We start from the raw sequence: 17539 nt of genomic DNA, 5'->3' as shown, positions 1-17539 counted from the left end.
TCGTATTAATGCGCGCGACGCCGCTTTTCAGCAATGACCGCAGCCACGACATCCAATGCTGGCGGCGCTTGCCCAGCCTCCGCACCGATTTCAAGCTCTGCTATCTGCAATGCCGTTACAACCTGCGCCGCAAGGGCGGGAAGGTCGTTTTCACTCGCATAGACCTGCAGATCGGCCAATACGTCAAAGATCCAATCATGGCGCATTGCGCCCCCAATGTAAGACGTTGAAATTGTCACCCAAGACGTAGGCGGCTCTCCCAACACTAATCACCCATCCGTCAATAAATAGTAACCACAATAAGGCCCCCCCTGCGCAAGCAAAAAAAAGCCGCGCTTCCATAATGGAAGTCGCGGCTATCTTAATTAATAAATCACTAATTAGCGGTTTTTGCTTGCCTCAAGGGTATCTTCAAAGGTGCGCAGGCCCGTACGGGGTGCCTGCACCAGCACCGACATGTTGCCCGGCTTATGCTGATTGCGCAGCATTTTCATATGGGCCGCCGGAATATCCTCCCAAGGGAAGACCTCGGACATGCAAGGATCCAGCCGCCGTTCCAGCATCAGCTTATTGGCCGAGGATGCCTGCTTGAGATGCGCGAAATGGCTGCCCTGCACACGTTTTTGGTGCATCCACAAATAGCGCACATCAAAGGTGCAGTTAAAGCCGCTGGTGCCCGCACAGATAACCACCATACCGCCTTTTTTGCAAACCAGCGTCGACACGGGGAAAGTCGCCTCGCCCGGATGCTCGAACACCATATCGACGTTATTGCCCTTGCCGGTGATATCCCAGATCGCCTTGCCGAATTTGCGCGCCTCGGTGAACCACTCCTTATACTCGGGCGTGTTCACCGTGGGCAGCTGGCCCCAGCAGGTGAAATCCTTGCGGTTGATAACGCCCTTCGCGCCAAGCCCCATCACAAACTCTCGCTTGTCCTCTTCCGAGATCACGCCAATCGCGTTGCCCCCCGCCGCGTTGATCAACTGGATCGCAAAGGAGCCGAGCCCCCCCGAAGCGCCCCAAACCAGCACGTTCTGGCCCGGTTTCAAATCATGCGGCTCATGGCCAAACAGCATCCGGTAGGCGGTGGCGAGGGTCAGCGTATAGCAAGCGCTTTCCTCCCATGTCAGATGCTTGGGGCGCGGCATCAACTGTTGCGCCTGCACGTTGGTGAACTGCGCAAAAGAGCCGTCTGGCGTCTCATATCCCCAGATCCGCTGACTGGTCGAGAACATCGGATCACCGCCGTTGCACTCTTCATCATCGCCGTCGTCCTGATTGCAGTGGATCACCACTTCGTCGCCGACTTTCCAGCGTTTCACCTTGTCACCCACGGCCCAAATGATGCCTGCCGCATCGGACCCGGCAATGTGGTATGGCTGCTTGTGGCCGTCAAACGGGCTGATCGGCTTGCCCAACGCGGCCCAGACCCCGTTGTAATTCACACCGGCAGCCATCACCAGAACCAGCACTTCGTGGCTGTCGATCTTGGGGGTGTCGACCGTTTCGACCAGCATTGCCTTGTCAGGATCGCCGTGGCGTTCGCGACGGATGGTCCAAGCATACATCTGCTTTGGCACATAGCCCAAGGGCGGCATTTCACCGACTTCGTAAAGGTCCTTTTTCGGTGCATCATAGGCAACGATATCGTGCTGCGTATCCAGTGCCATGCGGGCCTCCTTTTGGCGTGATCATGCCGCGTCGCAGAATCGCGCGGCCTTGGGGCAAGAGATAAAAGGACTGACGCAATATTGCAATGCCAAACGGCCCTATTTTGTAATTTTATGTCCGCCGCGTTGCAGCACGTTCTTTTGCAAAAACCAACGCGTGCGAAACCCATCAAGCCCCACCTGCACAAGACAGGCTTGGGTTTTCAGCCGAGGCATCATCCTGCAAAATCGCAAAGCAACCGGTCAAATTCACACTGCTGCGCTGCGGCGAATTGACAATGACGCAATATGTCGCTTATCAATCCTTCTAGGTAATAAAATTGCGCGCAAGATTTAAGGAGGCCCTATGACCGCCCCGACCAAAGACAAGCCCTGGCTGTTTCGGACCTATGCAGGCCACTCTACGGCCAAGGCCTCCAATGCGCTTTATCGCGGGAACCTTGCCAAGGGGCAAACCGGGCTTTCGGTCGCCTTCGACCTGCCCACGCAAACCGGATATGATTCCGACCATGAGCTGGCACGCGGCGAAGTGGGCAAGGTAGGCGTCCCCATCTCTCATCTGGGCGACATGCGGGCGTTGTTTGCGAATATCCCGCTGGAACAGATGAATACCTCGATGACGATCAATTCCACCGCACCGTGGCTTTTGTCGCTTTATATCGCGGCGGCCGAGGAACAGGGCGCGGATATATCCAAGCTGAACGGCACCGTGCAAAATGACATCATCAAAGAGTATCTGTCGCGTGGCACCTATATCTGCCCGCCCGCACCCAGCTTGCGGATGATCACCGATGTGGCCGCCTATACGCAGAAACATCTGCCAAAATGGAACCCAATGAACATCTGCTCTTATCACCTGCAAGAAGCGGGGGCGACGCCAGAGCAGGAACTGGCCTTTGCGCTGGCCACGGCCTGTGCGGTGCTGGATGACCTGAAGGGCAAAGTGTCGGCGGATGATTTTCCAAATATGGTCGGCCGCATATCCTTCTTTGTGAACGCAGGCATCCGCTTCATCACCGAGATGTGCAAAATGCGCGCCTTTGTTGACCTTTGGGATGAGATTTGCCTGACCCGCTATGGTGTGCAGGATGCGAAATATCGCCGGTTCCGCTATGGCGTGCAGGTCAACTCGCTGGGCTTGACCGAGCAGCAGCCCGAAAACAACGTCTACCGGATTTTGATTGAGGCGCTGGCCGTCACGCTTTCCAAAAAGGCCCGCGCGCGCGCCGTGCAGCTGCCTGCATGGAATGAGGCGCTTGGCCTGCCGCGCCCTTGGGATCAGCAATGGTCGCTTCGGATGCAGCAGATTCTGGCGTACGAATCCGATCTGCTGGAGTACGACGACCTGTTTGACGGCAACCCCGCCGTGGACCGCAAGGTAGAGGCCTTGAAAGAAGGCGCGCGTGAGGAGCTGGCCCGCATCGACGATATGGGCGGGGCCGTGGCGGCGATCGGCTATATGAAGGGGCGGTTGGTTGAGGCGAACGCAGAGCGCATTGGCCGGATTGAGACCGGCGAGACCACCGTCGTCGGCGTAAACCGCTGGACCGAGACCACCCCAAGCCCGCTAACGGCAGGGGACGGTTCGATTATGGCCGCCGATCCAGAGGCCGAGGCGGATCAGCTGGAACGGCTGGCCGAATGGAAAACAGCCCGCAGCGCGGCGGCCATCGAGGCCGCTCTTGCTGCGCTGCGCAGTGCCGCGCAGAGTGGCGCCAATATCATGCCCCCCTCTATTGCTTGCGCGAAAGCAGGGGTGACGACCGGCGAATGGGGAGCCACGATCCGCGCGGCTTTTGGCGAATATCGCGCGCCAACGGGCGTTTCACAAAGCCCATCGAACCGTACCGAAGGGTTGGAACCGATCCGCGAGGCCGTGCAAGCGGTTTCATCGAAACTGGGGCGGCCCTTGAAGTTTCTGGTGGGTAAACCCGGGCTTGATGGCCATTCAAACGGGGCCGAGCAAATCGCCGCACGTGCGCGTGATTGCGGCATGGACATTCACTATGAGGGTATCCGCCTGACACCATCCGAAATCGTGAACGCTGCAATTGAACAAGATGCCCATATCGTGGGGCTGTCGATCCTGTCGGGATCACATCTGCCGTTGATTACCGAGACATTGCAGATGATGCGCGAACACGGCCTCGCAGAAATTCCGCTGGTCGTTGGCGGTATCATCCCCGAAAATGATGCGGAGGCGCTTCGCAAGATGGGCGTGGCCGCAGTCTATACGCCCAAAGATTTTGAACTGAACAAGATCATGATGGATATCGTGGTCTTGGTGGACCCCAGCCCAGTTCCAGCGGAATGAAAAAAGGGGGCCATTGGGCCCCCTTATATTGCCTTTAGGCGTGGATCGCCCCATCGCCACAAGCAAGGGCAGCTTCGCGCACCGCCTCACTGTAGGTTGGGTGCGCATGGCAGGTTAGCGCCAGATCCTGTGCCGAGGCGCCAAATTCCATCGCAACGCACACCTCATGGATCAGATCACCCGCCATTGGCCCGATGATATGCGCGCCCAGAATGCGGTCGGTATCTTTGTCGGCAAGGATTTTCACAAAGCCTTCTGCCTGAAAAATCGCCTTGGCCCGCGCGTTCCCCATAAAGGAGAACTTGCCAACCTTATAGGCGCGACCCGCCTCTTTCAGCTGCTCTTCGGTTTTGCCAACCGATGCAACCTCTGGCGTCGTATAGACCACACCGGGGATCACATCATAGTTCACATGACCCGCCTTGCCTGCCAGAATCTCGGCCAGCGCCATGCCTTCATCTTCGGCCTTATGCGCCAGCATAGGCCCGACAATCGCATCGCCGATCGCATAGATGCCTTTGATGTTGGTGGCGAAATGATCGGTCTTGATTTGGCCACGTGGCTCCATCTCTACGCCCAACGTATCGAGGCCAAGGCCATCGAGGAACGGCTTGCGCCCCGTGGCAACCAGCACGCAATCGGCATCCAGAACCGCCTCGGAATCGTCTTTGCGCAGCTTGTAGGTAACCTTGGCCTTGCCGCCTTTGGTCGTTACGCCCTGAACCGCAGCCCCGAGTACGAATTTGATCCCTTGCTTGGTCAGAATCCGCTGGAAGGTTTTGGCGACATCGCCATCCATTCCCGGCGTGATGGCGTCAAGATATTCCACCACCGTCACCTCGGACCCCAATCGCGCATAGACCGAACCCATCTCCAGCCCGATCACGCCAGCCCCGATCACCACCAGCGACTTTGGCACCTTATTCAACACCAAAGCGCCGGTCGATGTGACAACCGTCTTTTCATCGACCTCGACGCCCGGCAGGCTGGACGGCTCTGAACCCGAAGCGATCACGATGTTTTTGGCTTCATGCACCTCATCGTTGACCTTGACCTTGCCCGCCTCAGGGATGGAACCCCAACCTTTCAGCCAGGTTACCTTGTTCTTTTTGAACAGGAATTCGATGCCCTTGGTGTTGCCGTCAACAGTTTCCTGCTTGTAGGCCTTCATCTGGTCCCAATCGACCGAGGGCGACTTGCCCTTCAGGCCCATCTTGGCAAAGTTATGCTCTGCCTCATGCAGGGAGTGGGTCGCGTGGAGCAGCGCCTTGGACGGAATACAGCCCACATTCAAGCAGGTGCCGCCCAGCGTTTCGCGCCCTTCAACCACAGCCGTTTTCAGGCCGAGCTGTGCACAGCGGATGGCGCAAACGTAGCCGCCGGGACCAGCACCGATGATGATGACGTCAAAACTTGCCATGGATAGGGTTCCTTATTGTTGTTTCGTCGAGGGCTGTTTGCCCCCGAACCCCGAGGAGTTTTCGGGCGGATAAATTACAAGAGCGCGGCCACGATCATGGCCACAGTCGCAAAGAAGCCTACGCCCCAAATCGCAGAACGCCAAGGGCGCCACGCAAAGGCATAGGCGGGAATGAACAACACCCGTGCCGCTAGGTAAACCCACGCGCAGGCGGCGGTGAAGCCGGTCGACTTATCACCCAACGTGACCACGACCACGGCGATGGTGAACAAGATCAACCCCTCAAAGTGGTTATTCAAGGCGCGCTGCAGCCGTCCGGTGCGGGCCGAAAGCTCGCGGGTAGGTGGGCGGTCACGAGAGGAGGAGGTGTAGCCGGTGCCAAGCTCCCTGTTCGCGGGGATGGCGAACAGGATGAATTGGACGGCTTGGAGCAGGGCCGCTAGGGCGAGGGTGGTGAGTTCAGGGGTCATGTGTATTTACAATAAAACCTAAACTGAGAGCGTTGAGTGTCGATTTCTGGGGCGACCCGCGCAACGATTAAGCCCATCCATTGTGATCTCTTATCGTTTTTGTATACGGAAGCTAGTATAGGATCGGGATGCAATGGCACCCATATTACGATATCACCATCCACTAATCTGTCCCCTTTGCCATTCGCTGTTTGACTAAAAGTTTCAAAACCACCATCGCGCGAAGCTATTTGGAGAGTTGCATTCTGAATATTAGTTTCGGGCTCCAGTGAAACCTTTTTTACAAGGCCAACAATACCTTGCTTCGGCTTTAGATCTACAATCCCAACCTCACACTGATATTCAAAGAATGCTTTTCCGCTTTTAAACGGTAAAATAGCGCTGCCTGCAAAGGAAGTTTTTTTCGTTGTGAATGGCCACATCATCAAATCCTTCTCGGCAAAAAAAGCAGGGTAAAACCCCGCCCTTCGCACATTCCTTAGGCAAGCGGAAAGCGAGGGGCGGGAAAACCGCCCCCGTTCACAGATCCATCAACAACCGGCGTGGATCTTCCAGTGCTTCTTTAACACGCACGAGGAAGGTAACGGCGCCTTTGCCGTCGACGATCCGGTGGTCATAAGAAAGCGCCAGATACATCATCGGACGGATAACGATTTCACCATTCACCACAACAGGGCGGTCCTGGATCTTGTGCATCCCCAAGATACCCGACTGCGGCGGGTTCAGGATGGGCGAGGACATCAGCGAGCCATATACACCACCGTTGGAAATGGTGAACGTGCCGCCCTGCATCTCTGCCATGGTCAGCTTGCCATCACGGGCGCGCAGACCCTTTTCGGAGATCGCTTTTTCAATCTCGGCAAAGGACATGCTGTCGGCGTCGCGGATCACCGGCACGACGAGCCCCGAAGGTGTACCGGCCGCCACGCCCATATGGACGTAGTTTTTATAGACAACATCGGTGCCATCAATCTCGGCGTTTACCTCAGGCACTTCTTTCAGCGCGTGGCAGCAAGCCTTGGTAAAGAAGGACATAAAGCCCAAACGAACTTTGTGCTTCTTTTCGAACTGGTCTTTGTACTGGTTGCGCAGCGACATCACCTCGGACATATCCACCTCATTATAGGTGGTCAGCATGGCGGCGGTGTTCTGGCTTTCTTTCAGGCGGCGCGCGATGGTTTGGCGCAGCTTGGTCATCTTGACACGCTCTTCGCGGCTAGCATCATCTGCCGCAACAGGCGCACGCGGGGCGGCCGCGACAGGGGCCGGGGCAGCCGCAGCTTTGGCCACGTCTTCCTTCATCACACGACCATCACGGCCAGAACCCTGAACCTGATCGCGGTTCAAACCGGCCTCTGCCATCGCTTTTTTGGCCGAGGGTGCATCCTCGACATCCTTGGTTTTGACGGTGTCCTCAGCCTTGCGTGGTTTCGTCTCTTCCGGGCCTGCGTCAATCGCGACGGTGCCCGCTTCGCCTTCGGCGATAATGGCCAGTTTCGCATTGGCGGAAACAGTTTCGCCCTCGGCGGCGACGATCTCTTTCAGCACGCCTGCGACGGGGCTTGGAACCTCAACCGAGACCTTGTCGGTTTCCAGCTCACACAGCATCTCGTCTTGGGCAACCGCGTCGCCCACCTTTTTAAACCAAGTGGAAACGGTAGCCTCGGAAACGGATTCGCCAAGGGTCGGTACATTTACATCGGTCATTTTACCCTCTTTCACGCTGGCCTCGGCCTTTGCGCCTTTGTCATTGGTTGTCGGGGCGCTGGCCCCGGTATCTGCGGATTGCGCGCCGATTTGGGCCAGAAGGGCCGCAACGCCCACGGTCTCTCCAACAGCGGCGACAATCTCTGTCAGGGTGCCGGCAACGGGGCTCGGCACCTCAACGGTGACTTTATCGGTTTCCAGCTCACACAGCATTTCATCGACTGCGACCGTGTCACCCAGCTTTTTATACCAAGTGGCGACCGTCGCCTCCGACACGCTTTCACCCAGAGTTGGAACCCGTACTTCGGTAGCCATGCGCCCTATTCCCCCGTCAGCGCATCAGCAATCAGCGCCTCTTGTTCCGTTTTATGGCGACTGGCCAGCCCCGTAGCGGGCGAGGCCGAGGCCGCACGACCGGCATAGCGCGCGCGGCTGCTTTTCGCATTCACCTTGCCCAAAGCCCATTCAAGGTTAGGCTCCACAAAGGTCCAATAGCCTTGGTTTTTCGGCTCTTCCTGACACCAGATCACCTCGGCGTTCTTGAAACGCTCCAGCTCTTTAACCATCGACATTGCGGGGAACGGATAGAACTGTTCCAAACGCAGCAGGTAGACATCGTCCAAATCTTGCGCGTCACGCGCGGCCAACAGATCAAAATAAACCTTGCCAGAGCAGATGACGACACGTTTTATTTTGTCATCTGCCTTCAACGTCAGGTCCGAATGGCCCTGTTGTGCATCATCCCACAACACGCGGTGGAAGCTGGACCCCGTAGTGAATTCGGCGGCAGTTGAGACGCACATCGGATGGCGCAGCAAGGATTTCGGCGTCATCAAGATCAACGGTTTGCGGAAATCGCGGTGCATTTGGCGGCGCAGAATGTGGAAGTAGTTGGCCGGGGTTGAACAGTTCGCCACGATCCAGTTGTCATTCGCCGACATCTGCAAGAAACGCTCTGGACGGGCGGAGGAGTGTTCCGGCCCCTGCCCCTCATAGCCATGCGGCAGCAGGCAAACGAGGCCCGACATCCGCAACCATTTGCTTTCACCCGAGTTGATGAACTGGTCAAACATGATCTGCGCGCCATTGGCAAAATCGCCAAACTGCGCTTCCCAAATCGTCAGGGCATTCGGCTCGGACAAAGAGTAGCCATACTCAAAGCCCAGCACCGCATATTCCGACAGCATGGAATCGATCACCTCATACCGCGCCTGACCCGGCTTGATGTGGTTCACCGGATAATGACGGTCTTCGGTCACCTGATCCACAAAGGCGGAGTGGCGTTGGCTGAATGTCCCACGGGTACAATCCTGCCCGGAAAGGCGCACGGGATATCCTTCGGAGACAAGGCTGCCAAAGGCCAGTGCCTCGGCCGTGGCCCAATCAAAGCCGACGCCATCCTCGAACATCTTGGCCTTTGCTGCCAATTGGCGGCCAACAGTCCGATGCAAATTGAATCCGTCAGGCACGGCGGTCAGGGCAGCGCCGACCTCTGCCATCGTCTCTTTGCTGATCGCGGTTTGGCCGGATTGGTAATCATCCCCCTTATGGGTCATGTTTTTCCAGCGACCGTCCAACCAGTCGGCCTTGTTCGGCTTATAGTCTTTGCCCGCATCGAATTCCGCGTTCATATGCGCTTGGAATGCGGCCTTCATATCCTCGATCTCACCTTCGGGGATCAGGCCATCTTTGACCAACCGCTCGGTGTAAAGCGACAAGGTCGTCTTGTGCTTTTTGATCTGCGTGTACATCGCCGGGTTGGTGAACATCGGCTCATCGCCTTCGTTATGACCAAAGCGGCGATAGCAGAAGATATCCAGAACCACGTCCTTGTGGAACTTCTGCCGGAATTCGGTCGCCACTTTCGCAGCATGGACCACCGCCTCCGGATCATCGCCGTTGACGTGGAAAATCGGTGCTTCCACCATCATCGCAATATCCGTCGGATAAGGCGAAGAGCGGCTGAAATGCGGCGCGGTGGTAAAGCCGATCTGGTTGTTCACCACCACATGGATGGTGCCGCCCGTCCGGTGCCCACGCAGGCCCGAAAGACCGAAACATTCCGCAACAACACCTTGGCCCGCAAAGGCGGCATCGCCGTGCAGCAAAATTGGCAGCACTTTTTCGCGATCGGGGTCGTTCAACTGGTCTTGCTTGGCGCGGACCTTGCCCAGAACGACGGGGTTTACCGCCTCAAGGTGGCTCGGGTTTGCGGTCAGCGACAGGTGAACCGTATTGCCATCAAATTCCCGATCGCTTGACGCGCCGAGGTGGTATTTCACATCGCCGGAACCGCCAACATCTTCGGGCTTGGAGCTACCGCCCTGAAACTCGTTGAAAATAGCGCGGTAAGGCTTTTGCATCACATTCGCCAGAACCGACAAACGGCCCCGGTGCGGCATGCCGATCACGACATCCTGCACGCCCAACGCCCCACCGCGTTTGATGATCTGCTCCATCGCGGGGATCAGGCTTTCGCCGCCATCAAGACCAAACCGTTTGGTCCCCATGTATTTCACATGCAGGAATTTCTCAAAGCCCTCGGCCTCGACCAGCTTGTTCAGGATCGCCTTGCGCCCTTCACGGGTAAACGCGATTTCCTTGCCGTAGCCCTCAATCCGCTCTTTCAACCAAGCGGCTTGCTCGGCGTCCGAGATGTGCATGTATTGCAGCGCAAATGTACCGCAATAGGTCCGCTTCACGATCTCGACGATCTGACGCATGCTGGCCACTTGCAGCCCCAAGACGTTGTCGATGAAGATAGGGCGGTCCATATCGGTATCAGTGAACCCGTAAGAGGCCGGGTCCAGTTCCGGGTGGTTGGCCTCATCGCGGATGTTCAGCGGGTCAAGATCGGCGGCCAGATGGCCACGGATACGGTACGCGCGGATGATCATCAACGCGCGGATGCTGTCCAAAACGGCGCGCTGAACCTGTGCATCCGACAAGGAAACACCAGCCTCGGCGGCTTTGGCGACGATCTTTTGCCCTGCGGCCTTGCCTTCCTTGGAGGGCATCACCGGCCATTCGCCCGTCAGCGCGCCAGTCAGATCATCCGACGGCACAGGAGGCCAATCGTTGCGGGCCCATGACGGACCGGCAGCAGCGGCCTCGGCAACGTTATCTGATTCCGCGATCTCCGCGAAAAATGCAGCCCAGCTTGCATCGACCGACGTCGGGTCCACCGCGTGCTTTGCCGCCATTTGATCGATATATTCGGCATTCGCCCCATCAAGGAAATCTTGGGCACGGAATTGGGCGTTCGGGGATTGTTCAGTCATTGCTGGACCTCACTAGGGTTTCGGCCGGGTGGATGGCGGAGAAAACCCACCATTGTCTGAAAAGTATGAAGGCGGGGTTTCCCCCGCCCAAAAGTTTATGCCTTGATCGCGGCCATAACGGCCTCACCAAGGTGGGCAGGGCTTTCGGCCACAACGATACCGGCGGCTTGCATCGCCTCGATCTTGCTTTCCGCATCGCCTTTGCCACCGGCAACGATCGCGCCGGCATGGCCCATACGACGGCCGGGAGGGGCAGTGCGGCCCGCGATAAAGCCTGCTGTCGGTTTCCAACGGCCTTTCTTGCGCTCATCAGCCAAGAACTGTGCAGCTTCTTCCTCGGCAGAGCCACCGATCTCACCGATCATGATGATCGACTGGGTTTCGGGATCGGCAAGGAACATCTCCAGAATATCGATATGCTCGGACCCTTTTATCGGGTCGCCGCCGATGCCCACAGCCGAAGACTGGCCAAGACCAAGATCGGATGTCTGCTTTACAGCCTCATAGGTCAGCGTGCCGGAGCGCGAGACAACACCAACCGAACCGCGGCGGTGAATATGACCCGGCATGATGCCGATTTTGCAAGCGTCAGGCGTGATAACGCCGGGGCAGTTTGGCCCGATCAGACGGGATTTCGAACCCTCAAGCGCACGTTTCACGCGCATCATGTCCAGAACCGGAATACCTTCGGTGATGCAAACGATCAGCTCCATCTCGGCGTCAATCGCCTCAAGAATGGAATCGGCAGCAAAGGGTGGCGGCACATAGATCACGCTTGCATTTGCCTGCGTGACCGCGCGGGCCTCATGCACCGAGTTGAACACAGGCAGGTCCAGATGCGTTGTGCCGCCCTTGCCGGGGGTTACGCCACCAACCATCTTGGTGCCATATGCGATTGCTTGTTCACTGTGGAACGTGCCTTGGCTCCCCGTCAGGCCTTGACAGATCACACGGGTGTTTTCGTTGACGAGTACGGCCATCCGGGCCTCCTTAATTGGGTCGCAGCGTTGCGCTGCTATCTGAATACCGGGGCCGCAGCCCCGGCGGATTGCGTTATTTTGCGGTGTAGACTTTCATGAAGCCATCCCAACCGGCGCGATAGATTTCGGCGTTACGGTTGTATTCGTTGTGATGTGCAGGGACTGCGGTGCCATTGGCGGGGCGGGTGCCCTCGGGGCAGGTGATGGTTACGTTCCCACCGCCAACCTTGCCGCTGTGCGCCCAATCGGATTGCTCACCACACACCTGCGCCTCATTGCCAGTGCTGCTAGTGCCACCGGACATCATGCCACCACTACAAGCCGAAAGCGCCAGCAATACCGCCGATCCGATTACAAATTTCTGCATGGCACAACCTTTCACCACTATTGCTACTGACCACGACACCGTCGCGGGGCTTGTGTTGCGCAGGGGGCCGCTTGGCCCACCCGCTTGTTCCATCAGCTCCGGCTTTAGCCTTTGACGGCCTGCACGATTTTCTGTGCGCCCTCTTTCAGGTTTTCCGCAGCAATGACGTTGAGGCCGGAATTGTTGATGATGGCCTTGCCTTCTTCAACATTCGTACCTTCAAGACGCACCACCAATGGCACCTGCAAGCCGACTTCTTTTACCGCAGCAACAACGCCCTCGGCGATCACGTCGCAGCGCATGATACCGCCAAAGATATTCACCAAGATGCCCTTAACATTGGGGTCGGAGGTGATGATCTTGAAGGCCTCTGTGACTTTTTCTTTGGTGGCACCGCCGCCAACGTCCAGAAAGTTTGCAGGCTCGGCGCCGTAGAGCTTGATGATGTCCATCGTTGCCATCGCAAGACCGGCACCGTTGACCATGCAGCCAATCTCACCGTCCAGCGCGATATAGTTCAGGTCGAACTTGGAGGCTGCCAGCTCTTTGGGGTCTTCTTCGGTCTCGTCGCGCAGGGCGGCGATATCACCGTGGCGATACATTGCGTTATCGTCAAAGGAGACTTTGGCATCCAACACCTTAAGCTGACCATCGGGCGTGACGATCAACGGGTTGATTTCCAGCATCTCCATGTCTTTTTCGATGAAGGCTTTATAGAGCAGCTTGACCAAAGCCACGCACTGCTTGACCTGCGCGCCTTCCAGGCCCAGCGAAAACGCGACGCGGCGACCGTGGAAATCGGACATGCCCGAAGCGGGATCAACCGAGAAAGAGACGATCTTGTCGGGCGTATTGGCCGCAACCTCTTCGATGTCCATCCCGCCTTCGGTGGAGGCAACAAAAGACACACGGCTGGTTTGACGGTCCACCAGCAGCGCAAGATACAGTTCGCGCGCGATGTCGGAGCCGTCTTCGATATAGATGCGGTTCACTTGCTTGCCAGCAGGACCAGTCTGATGCGTCACCAGTGTGCGACCCAGCATCTGCTTGGCCATCTCGGCGGCTTCCTCTACGGATTTGGCAAGACGCACACCGCCTTTTTCACCGGCTTCGGCCTCTTTGAAGTGGCCTTTGCCACGGCCGCCCGCATGGATCTGCGCTTTCACAACCCAAAGCGGGCCGTCCATTTCGCCGGCAGCGGTCTTGGCTTCTTCCGCCTTCAGAACAGCGCGGCCATCGGACACAGGCGCCCCATAACTGCGCAACAGGGCTTTGGCTTGGTATTCATGAATGTTCATCGGCTGTCCTATCGGTAAGGAATTTGCCCCTTGATGACATATTATCAGGCCAGTTCAAAAGGTATTTCTTCAAAGAACTACTTTTGATTGGAAATACCGACTTTTGTGATCACAGCCCCGAAACGTGTGATCACAAACACCGCCCGTCGGATTTCAAAGTGATTCGCAGCGCCACAACCGGACGCGAAACAAAAAAAGGGCGCCCCAAAAGGGCGCCCCCTAAAACGCGATCAAAACAGGCCTTAGGCCAGTGATGGATCGATTTCTTTACAGGCCGCAACCAAGCCCTGCACAGCAGCTACCGACTTGTCGAACATCGCCTGCTCTGCCGCATTCATCTTGATGTCGGCGATGCGTTCAATGCCGCCAGCGCCGATGATGGTTGGAACGCCAACATACATGCCCTTCACGCCCAGCTCACCGTCGCAATAGGCCGCACATGGCAGCATACGCTTTTGGTCTTTGAGGTAGGCTTCGGCCATCTCGATCGCCGAGGTCGCAGGTGCATAGAAAGCGGAGCCGGTTTTCAACAGGCCAACGATTTCCGCACCACCATCACGGGTCCGCTGGATGATCGCATCCAGTTTATCCTGCGTAGTCCAGCCCATCTCAACCAAGTCAGGCAGCGGGATGCCGCCAACGGTCGAGTAACGCGCCAAAGGCACCATCGTGTCGCCATGGCCGCCCAAAACAAAGGCCGTCACATCGCGCATGGAACAGTTGAATTCCACCGAAAGGAAGTGGCGGAAACGCGCGCTGTCCAAAACGCCGGCCATGCCGACGATCTTGTTGTGCGGCATGCCCGAAAACTCGCGCAAGGCCCAAACCATCGCGTCCAACGGGTTGGTGATGCAAATCACGAACGCATTCGGCGCGTGCTTGGCAATGCCTTCGCCCACGGATTTCATAACCTTGAGGTTGATGCCCAGCAGGTCATCGCGGCTCATGCCGGGTTTGCGAGCAACACCTGCGGTGACGATGCAGACATCCGCGCCTGCGATGTCGGCGTAGTCATTGGCGCCTTTCATCACGGCATCGAAGCCCTCGGAAGGGCCGGATTGCGCGATATCCAGCGCTTTGCCCTGCGGGGTGCCTTCAGCAATATCGAACAGGACGATATCGCCCAATTCCTTGATCGCGGCGAGATGGGCGAGTGTTCCGCCAATCTGCCCCGCGCCGATAAGTGCAATCTTGGGTCTGGCCATGATTTCAATCTCCGGGTCGGGTTGATTTGAATGCGCGATGCGTAGACCCTTGAGGCGCATTAGGCAAGGGCACAGCACAGTTGCCCTGCCCTTTGCGCTGTTGCACGCCGCACTGTTTGCGCTAAAGCTGCGGCAGAATAGCAAAGGGACGGATATGGAAGGGTTTGGCTTTTGGGCGGCGGCCGTGTTGGCGTCGGTTGCGGTCGGGCTTTCCAAGGGCGGTTTGCCCGTGATTGCCATGATGTCCGTGCCGATTCTATCGCTGGCCATGCCGCCAATGCAGGCAGCTGGGCTGCTTTTGCCAATCTATATTGTATCGGACTGGTTCGGTGTTTGGGCCTACCGGCGCGCCTATGACTTGAGCGTGCTCAAGATCATGATCCCCGCAACGGCCATTGGCGTTGGTATCGGCTGGGCCACGGCCAGTCTGGTATCCGAGGCGATGGTCGGCGGGGTGATCGGCCTTGTGGGCAGTAGCTTTGCCATCAGCCGCCTACTGGGCAGGGGCGCACATTCCGAGGCAAAACGCCCCAAGGTTCTGCCGGGCGTGTTTTGGGGGGCCGCCGCCGGCTTTACCAGCTTTGTCAGCCACGCGGGCGGCCCGCCCTACCAGATTTACGCAGTGCCGTTGCGGATGCCAAAGGCGGTTTTTGCAGGCACGTCCACCTTGTTGTTCACTTGGGTGAATACTGTGAAACTGCCTGCCTATTGGTCTATCGGGATATTACAGTTTGACAATCTGGCGATCGCTGTCTGGCTGATCGCTCCGGCCACGCTGGCGGTGTTCGCCGGTGTGCGGCTGGTGCGGATCCTTCCAGAAAAACTGTTTTATACCTTGGTGCTATGGGCCTTGCTGCTGCTGTCGCTACGGATGCTCTGGGTCGCCGTGGCATAGCAGGCAGCCTGCTGACCTGTGTCAAACGGCTGCGCATGCGCCTTGGTGAAAAGGATCAGCGCGGCAAACCCGAATGAGAGCGCAAAAAGTTTATCTTTCATAACCATCCCCTTTATTCCAATCCATCACACCGCGCCTCTTGGGTCAGCGGCATAAGGCAAACCCTGCACCGCAAATGCGGATAAAAGGTTAACGCTTCGTTCAGACGTTGCTGCGGTGCGGCAAATATCTACTTGCCGAATGTGCCAAAAAAGGAAACCATAACGCAACATTATTGCTTGGGAGAGAATCATGACCACCACACGCCCCTATCGTTCCGCACTTTACATCCCCGGATCAAAGGAGCGGGCGCTGGAAAAGGCCAAGACCCTTGCCGCAGATGCGATCATCTTTGATCTGGAGGATGCCGTCGCCCCCGATGAAAAAGCCGCCGCCCGCGCGCTTTTGGTCGAAACGCTGGCCACGGCGGATTACGGGAACCGCACCCGCATCGTGCGGGTAAACGGGCTGGATACCGAATGGGGCGCGGATGACATTGCGGCCTTTAAGGGCGCCAAGATTGACGCGCTGCTGATCCCCAAGGTGTCCTCGGCCAAGGATCTGGATGCGGTGGCCGCCCTTATCCCCGATGTGCCACTTTGGGCGATGATGGAAACCGCGCTTGGTATGCTCAACGCCGCCCAGATTGCCGCCCATCCGCGACTGGCGGGGATGGTCATGGGGACCAATGATCTGGCCAAAGAGCTCAATAGCCGTTTCCGCGCCGACCGTTTGCCGATGCAGGTGGGGCTTGGCCTGTGCCTTTTGGCCGCCAAGGCGCAAGGGCTGACGATTGTCGATGGCGTCTATAACGCCTTCAAGGATGAGGACGGGCTGCGCATTGAATGTGAACAAGGGCGCGACATGGGCTTTGACGGCAAAACCCTAATCCACCCCGCCCAGCTTGATATTGCCAATCAAGCCTTTGCCCCTAGCGACGCCGAGGTTGAAACTGCACAACGCCAGATCGATGCCTTTAACGCCGCCAAGGCCGCCGGTCAGGGTGTGGCCGTTGTCGATGGCAAAATCGTTGAGAACTTGCATATTGTCACCGCAGAGGCGACTCTGGCCAAAGCCGCGGCCATCAAGGCCATGAGCCAAACTTAAAAGGCGATTTATGCTTCTGATCCTTCTTGGGCTGCTGTTGTGGTCTGGCGTTCACTTCTGGAAACGCATCGCACCCGATCACCGCGCCCGCTTTGGCAATAAGGGCAAGGCGATTGTGGCCATCGGTTCGGTGGTCGCGATCGTGCTGATGACGATTGGCTACCGCGCCGCCGAGGGCACCTTCTTTTGGGGCCGCAGCCCGATGCTGACGGGGATCAACAACCTGTTGATGTTGTTTGCGTTCTATCACTTTGCGGCCTCGGGCGCCAAAACCCGGATCACCAAATGGGTGCGCAATCCGCAGCTAACGGCGGTCAAGATCTGGGCCTTGTCACACCTTTTGGTCAACGGCGACACGCCCTCATTCTTGCTGTTCGGCGGCTTGTTCGCTTGGGCGCTGGCCGAGGTGATCGTGCTGAACCGTGTCGCCCCGCCCGCCCCCTATCACGCCGTTCCGGTGAAAAAAGAGATCACCGCGCTGATCGCGACCGTGGTCGTATTTTCAATCACTGCTGCCATCCATATCTGGCTTGGCTATAACCCCTTTGGATAATCCCATGAAACTTTACCGCCTACTGACCGAAGAAGACACCTCGGCTTTTTGCCACAAAGTGACCGACGCGCTGAACAAGGGCTGGGAGCTGCACGGTTCCCCCACCTATGCATGGGATGCGGCCAAGGGTGTGATGCGCTGTGGGCAGGCCGTGATCAAGGACGCCCCCGGCACCTATTCACCCGACATCAAACTGGGCCAACACTGACCCTCGCTGCCAAGGACCGATG

Annotated in this window: 16 protein-coding genes; 5 read left to right on the top strand and 11 right to left on the bottom strand. The window is 57.5% G+C overall.

Features of this window, described 5'->3' with window-relative positions; all coding sequences use genetic code 11:
* Positions 1-5 precede the first annotated feature (5 nt).
* Positions 6-206 (bottom strand): hypothetical protein, encoded by a 201-nt coding sequence (locus tag EOK75_RS09465; RefSeq protein WP_050527460.1) that lies wholly within the window; start codon positions 204-206, stop codon positions 6-8.
* Positions 207-380: 174 nt separating this feature from the next.
* Positions 381-1673 (bottom strand): crotonyl-CoA carboxylase/reductase, encoded by a 1293-nt coding sequence (gene ccrA, locus EOK75_RS09460; RefSeq protein ID WP_137193733.1) that lies wholly within the window; start codon positions 1671-1673, stop codon positions 381-383.
* A gap of 346 nt (positions 1674-2019) precedes the next feature.
* Between ccrA and EOK75_RS09455 the strand changes: the two genes are divergently transcribed.
* Entirely contained in the window at positions 2020-3987 is a 1968-nt protein-coding gene (locus EOK75_RS09455) for a protein meaA (RefSeq protein ID WP_137193732.1), read from the top strand.
* Positions 3988-4021: 34 nt separating this feature from the next.
* Here the strand turns inward: EOK75_RS09455 and lpdA are convergent, their stop codons facing one another.
* The 9 genes from lpdA to mdh form a co-directional block, all read right to left on the bottom strand.
* Positions 4022-5407 carry a dihydrolipoyl dehydrogenase gene (lpdA, locus tag EOK75_RS09450; protein WP_137193731.1) on the bottom strand — a complete coding sequence of 462 codons (1386 nt, stop codon included), beginning with the start codon at positions 5405-5407 and terminating at the stop codon, positions 4022-4024.
* Between the two features lie 74 nt (positions 5408-5481).
* Positions 5482-5877 (bottom strand): MAPEG family protein, encoded by a 396-nt coding sequence (locus EOK75_RS09445; RefSeq protein WP_137193730.1) that lies wholly within the window; start codon positions 5875-5877, stop codon positions 5482-5484.
* The gene (locus EOK75_RS09440; protein WP_168199203.1) at positions 5874-6299 is read right to left on the bottom strand and encodes a hypothetical protein; all 426 of its coding nucleotides are present in this window, start codon (positions 6297-6299) and stop codon (positions 5874-5876) included. The genes EOK75_RS09445 and EOK75_RS09440 overlap by 4 nt, the downstream gene beginning before the upstream one ends.
* A 97-nt stretch (positions 6300-6396) precedes the next feature.
* Positions 6397-7899: a 2-oxoglutarate dehydrogenase complex dihydrolipoyllysine-residue succinyltransferase gene (gene odhB, locus EOK75_RS09435; RefSeq protein WP_137193728.1), complete on the bottom strand. Its 1503-nt coding sequence runs from the start codon at positions 7897-7899 to the stop codon at positions 6397-6399.
* A 5-nt stretch (positions 7900-7904) separates the two neighbouring features.
* Entirely contained in the window at positions 7905-10865 is a 2961-nt protein-coding gene (locus EOK75_RS09430) for a 2-oxoglutarate dehydrogenase E1 component (RefSeq protein WP_137193727.1), read from the bottom strand.
* Positions 10866-10960: 95 nt separating this feature from the next.
* Positions 10961-11845, bottom strand: a complete 885-nt coding sequence (sucD, locus tag EOK75_RS09425; protein WP_137193726.1) for a succinate--CoA ligase subunit alpha — start codon at positions 11843-11845, stop codon at positions 10961-10963.
* Between the two features lie 73 nt (positions 11846-11918).
* Positions 11919-12212 carry a hypothetical protein gene (locus tag EOK75_RS09420; protein ID WP_137193725.1) on the bottom strand — a complete coding sequence of 98 codons (294 nt, stop codon included), beginning with the start codon at positions 12210-12212 and terminating at the stop codon, positions 11919-11921.
* 104 nt (positions 12213-12316) lie between these two features.
* Complete coding sequence (gene sucC / locus EOK75_RS09415; protein ID WP_137193724.1) at positions 12317-13510, bottom strand: ADP-forming succinate--CoA ligase subunit beta; 1194 nt, start codon at positions 13508-13510, stop codon at positions 12317-12319.
* A 242-nt stretch (positions 13511-13752) separates the two neighbouring features.
* The gene (mdh, locus tag EOK75_RS09410; RefSeq protein WP_137193723.1) at positions 13753-14715 is read right to left on the bottom strand and encodes a malate dehydrogenase; all 963 of its coding nucleotides are present in this window, start codon (positions 14713-14715) and stop codon (positions 13753-13755) included.
* A gap of 154 nt (positions 14716-14869) precedes the next feature.
* Here mdh and EOK75_RS09405 point away from each other — a divergent pair, with 154 nt between their 5' ends.
* From EOK75_RS09405 to EOK75_RS09390, 4 genes are all read left to right on the top strand, one after another.
* The gene (locus EOK75_RS09405) at positions 14870-15610 is read left to right on the top strand and encodes a sulfite exporter TauE/SafE family protein (protein ID WP_137194356.1); all 741 of its coding nucleotides are present in this window, start codon (positions 14870-14872) and stop codon (positions 15608-15610) included.
* A gap of 291 nt (positions 15611-15901) precedes the next feature.
* Positions 15902-16756, top strand: a complete 855-nt coding sequence (locus EOK75_RS09400; protein WP_137193722.1) for an HpcH/HpaI aldolase/citrate lyase family protein — start codon at positions 15902-15904, stop codon at positions 16754-16756.
* A 10-nt stretch (positions 16757-16766) separates the two neighbouring features.
* Positions 16767-17309: an NnrU family protein gene (locus EOK75_RS09395; protein WP_137193721.1), complete on the top strand. Its 543-nt coding sequence runs from the start codon at positions 16767-16769 to the stop codon at positions 17307-17309.
* Positions 17310-17313: 4 nt separating this feature from the next.
* Positions 17314-17517, top strand: coding sequence for a DUF1737 domain-containing protein (locus EOK75_RS09390; protein ID WP_137193720.1), 204 nt, complete (start codon positions 17314-17316; stop codon positions 17515-17517).
* Positions 17518-17539: the final 22 nt, after the last annotated feature.

This window comes from Pseudorhodobacter turbinis (assembly GCF_005234135.1).
Classification (GTDB): Bacteria; Pseudomonadota; Alphaproteobacteria; order Rhodobacterales; family Rhodobacteraceae; genus Pseudorhodobacter; species Pseudorhodobacter turbinis.
This window is presented reverse-complemented; position numbering and strand designations above follow the sequence as displayed.

Excerpts from the sequence above, each read along its gene's own strand:
- EOK75_RS09465 (WP_050527460.1), bottom strand. The coding sequence starts at position 206 with ATGCGCCATGATTGGATCTTTGACGTATTGGCCGATCTGCAGGTCTAT.
- ccrA (WP_137193733.1), bottom strand. The coding sequence starts at position 1,673 with ATGGCACTGGATACGCAGCACGATATCGTTGCCTATGATGCACCGAAA.
- EOK75_RS09455 (WP_137193732.1), top strand. The coding sequence starts at position 2,020 with ATGACCGCCCCGACCAAAGACAAGCCCTGGCTGTTTCGGACCTATGCA.
- lpdA (WP_137193731.1), bottom strand. The coding sequence starts at position 5,407 with ATGGCAAGTTTTGACGTCATCATCATCGGTGCTGGTCCCGGCGGCTAC.
- EOK75_RS09445 (WP_137193730.1), bottom strand. The coding sequence starts at position 5,877 with ATGACCCCTGAACTCACCACCCTCGCCCTAGCGGCCCTGCTCCAAGCC.
- EOK75_RS09440 (WP_168199203.1), bottom strand. The coding sequence starts at position 6,299 with ATGTGGCCATTCACAACGAAAAAAACTTCCTTTGCAGGCAGCGCTATT.
- odhB (WP_137193728.1), bottom strand. The coding sequence starts at position 7,899 with ATGGCTACCGAAGTACGGGTTCCAACTCTGGGTGAAAGCGTGTCGGAG.
- EOK75_RS09430 (WP_137193727.1), bottom strand. The coding sequence starts at position 10,865 with ATGACTGAACAATCCCCGAACGCCCAATTCCGTGCCCAAGATTTCCTT.
- sucD (WP_137193726.1), bottom strand. The coding sequence starts at position 11,845 with ATGGCCGTACTCGTCAACGAAAACACCCGTGTGATCTGTCAAGGCCTG.
- EOK75_RS09420 (WP_137193725.1), bottom strand. The coding sequence starts at position 12,212 with ATGCAGAAATTTGTAATCGGATCGGCGGTATTGCTGGCGCTTTCGGCT.
- sucC (WP_137193724.1), bottom strand. The coding sequence starts at position 13,510 with ATGAACATTCATGAATACCAAGCCAAAGCCCTGTTGCGCAGTTATGGG.
- mdh (WP_137193723.1), bottom strand. The coding sequence starts at position 14,715 with ATGGCCAGACCCAAGATTGCACTTATCGGCGCGGGGCAGATTGGCGGA.
- EOK75_RS09405 (WP_137194356.1), top strand. The coding sequence starts at position 14,870 with ATGGAAGGGTTTGGCTTTTGGGCGGCGGCCGTGTTGGCGTCGGTTGCG.
- EOK75_RS09400 (WP_137193722.1), top strand. The coding sequence starts at position 15,902 with ATGACCACCACACGCCCCTATCGTTCCGCACTTTACATCCCCGGATCA.
- EOK75_RS09395 (WP_137193721.1), top strand. The coding sequence starts at position 16,767 with ATGCTTCTGATCCTTCTTGGGCTGCTGTTGTGGTCTGGCGTTCACTTC.
- EOK75_RS09390 (WP_137193720.1), top strand. The coding sequence starts at position 17,314 with ATGAAACTTTACCGCCTACTGACCGAAGAAGACACCTCGGCTTTTTGC.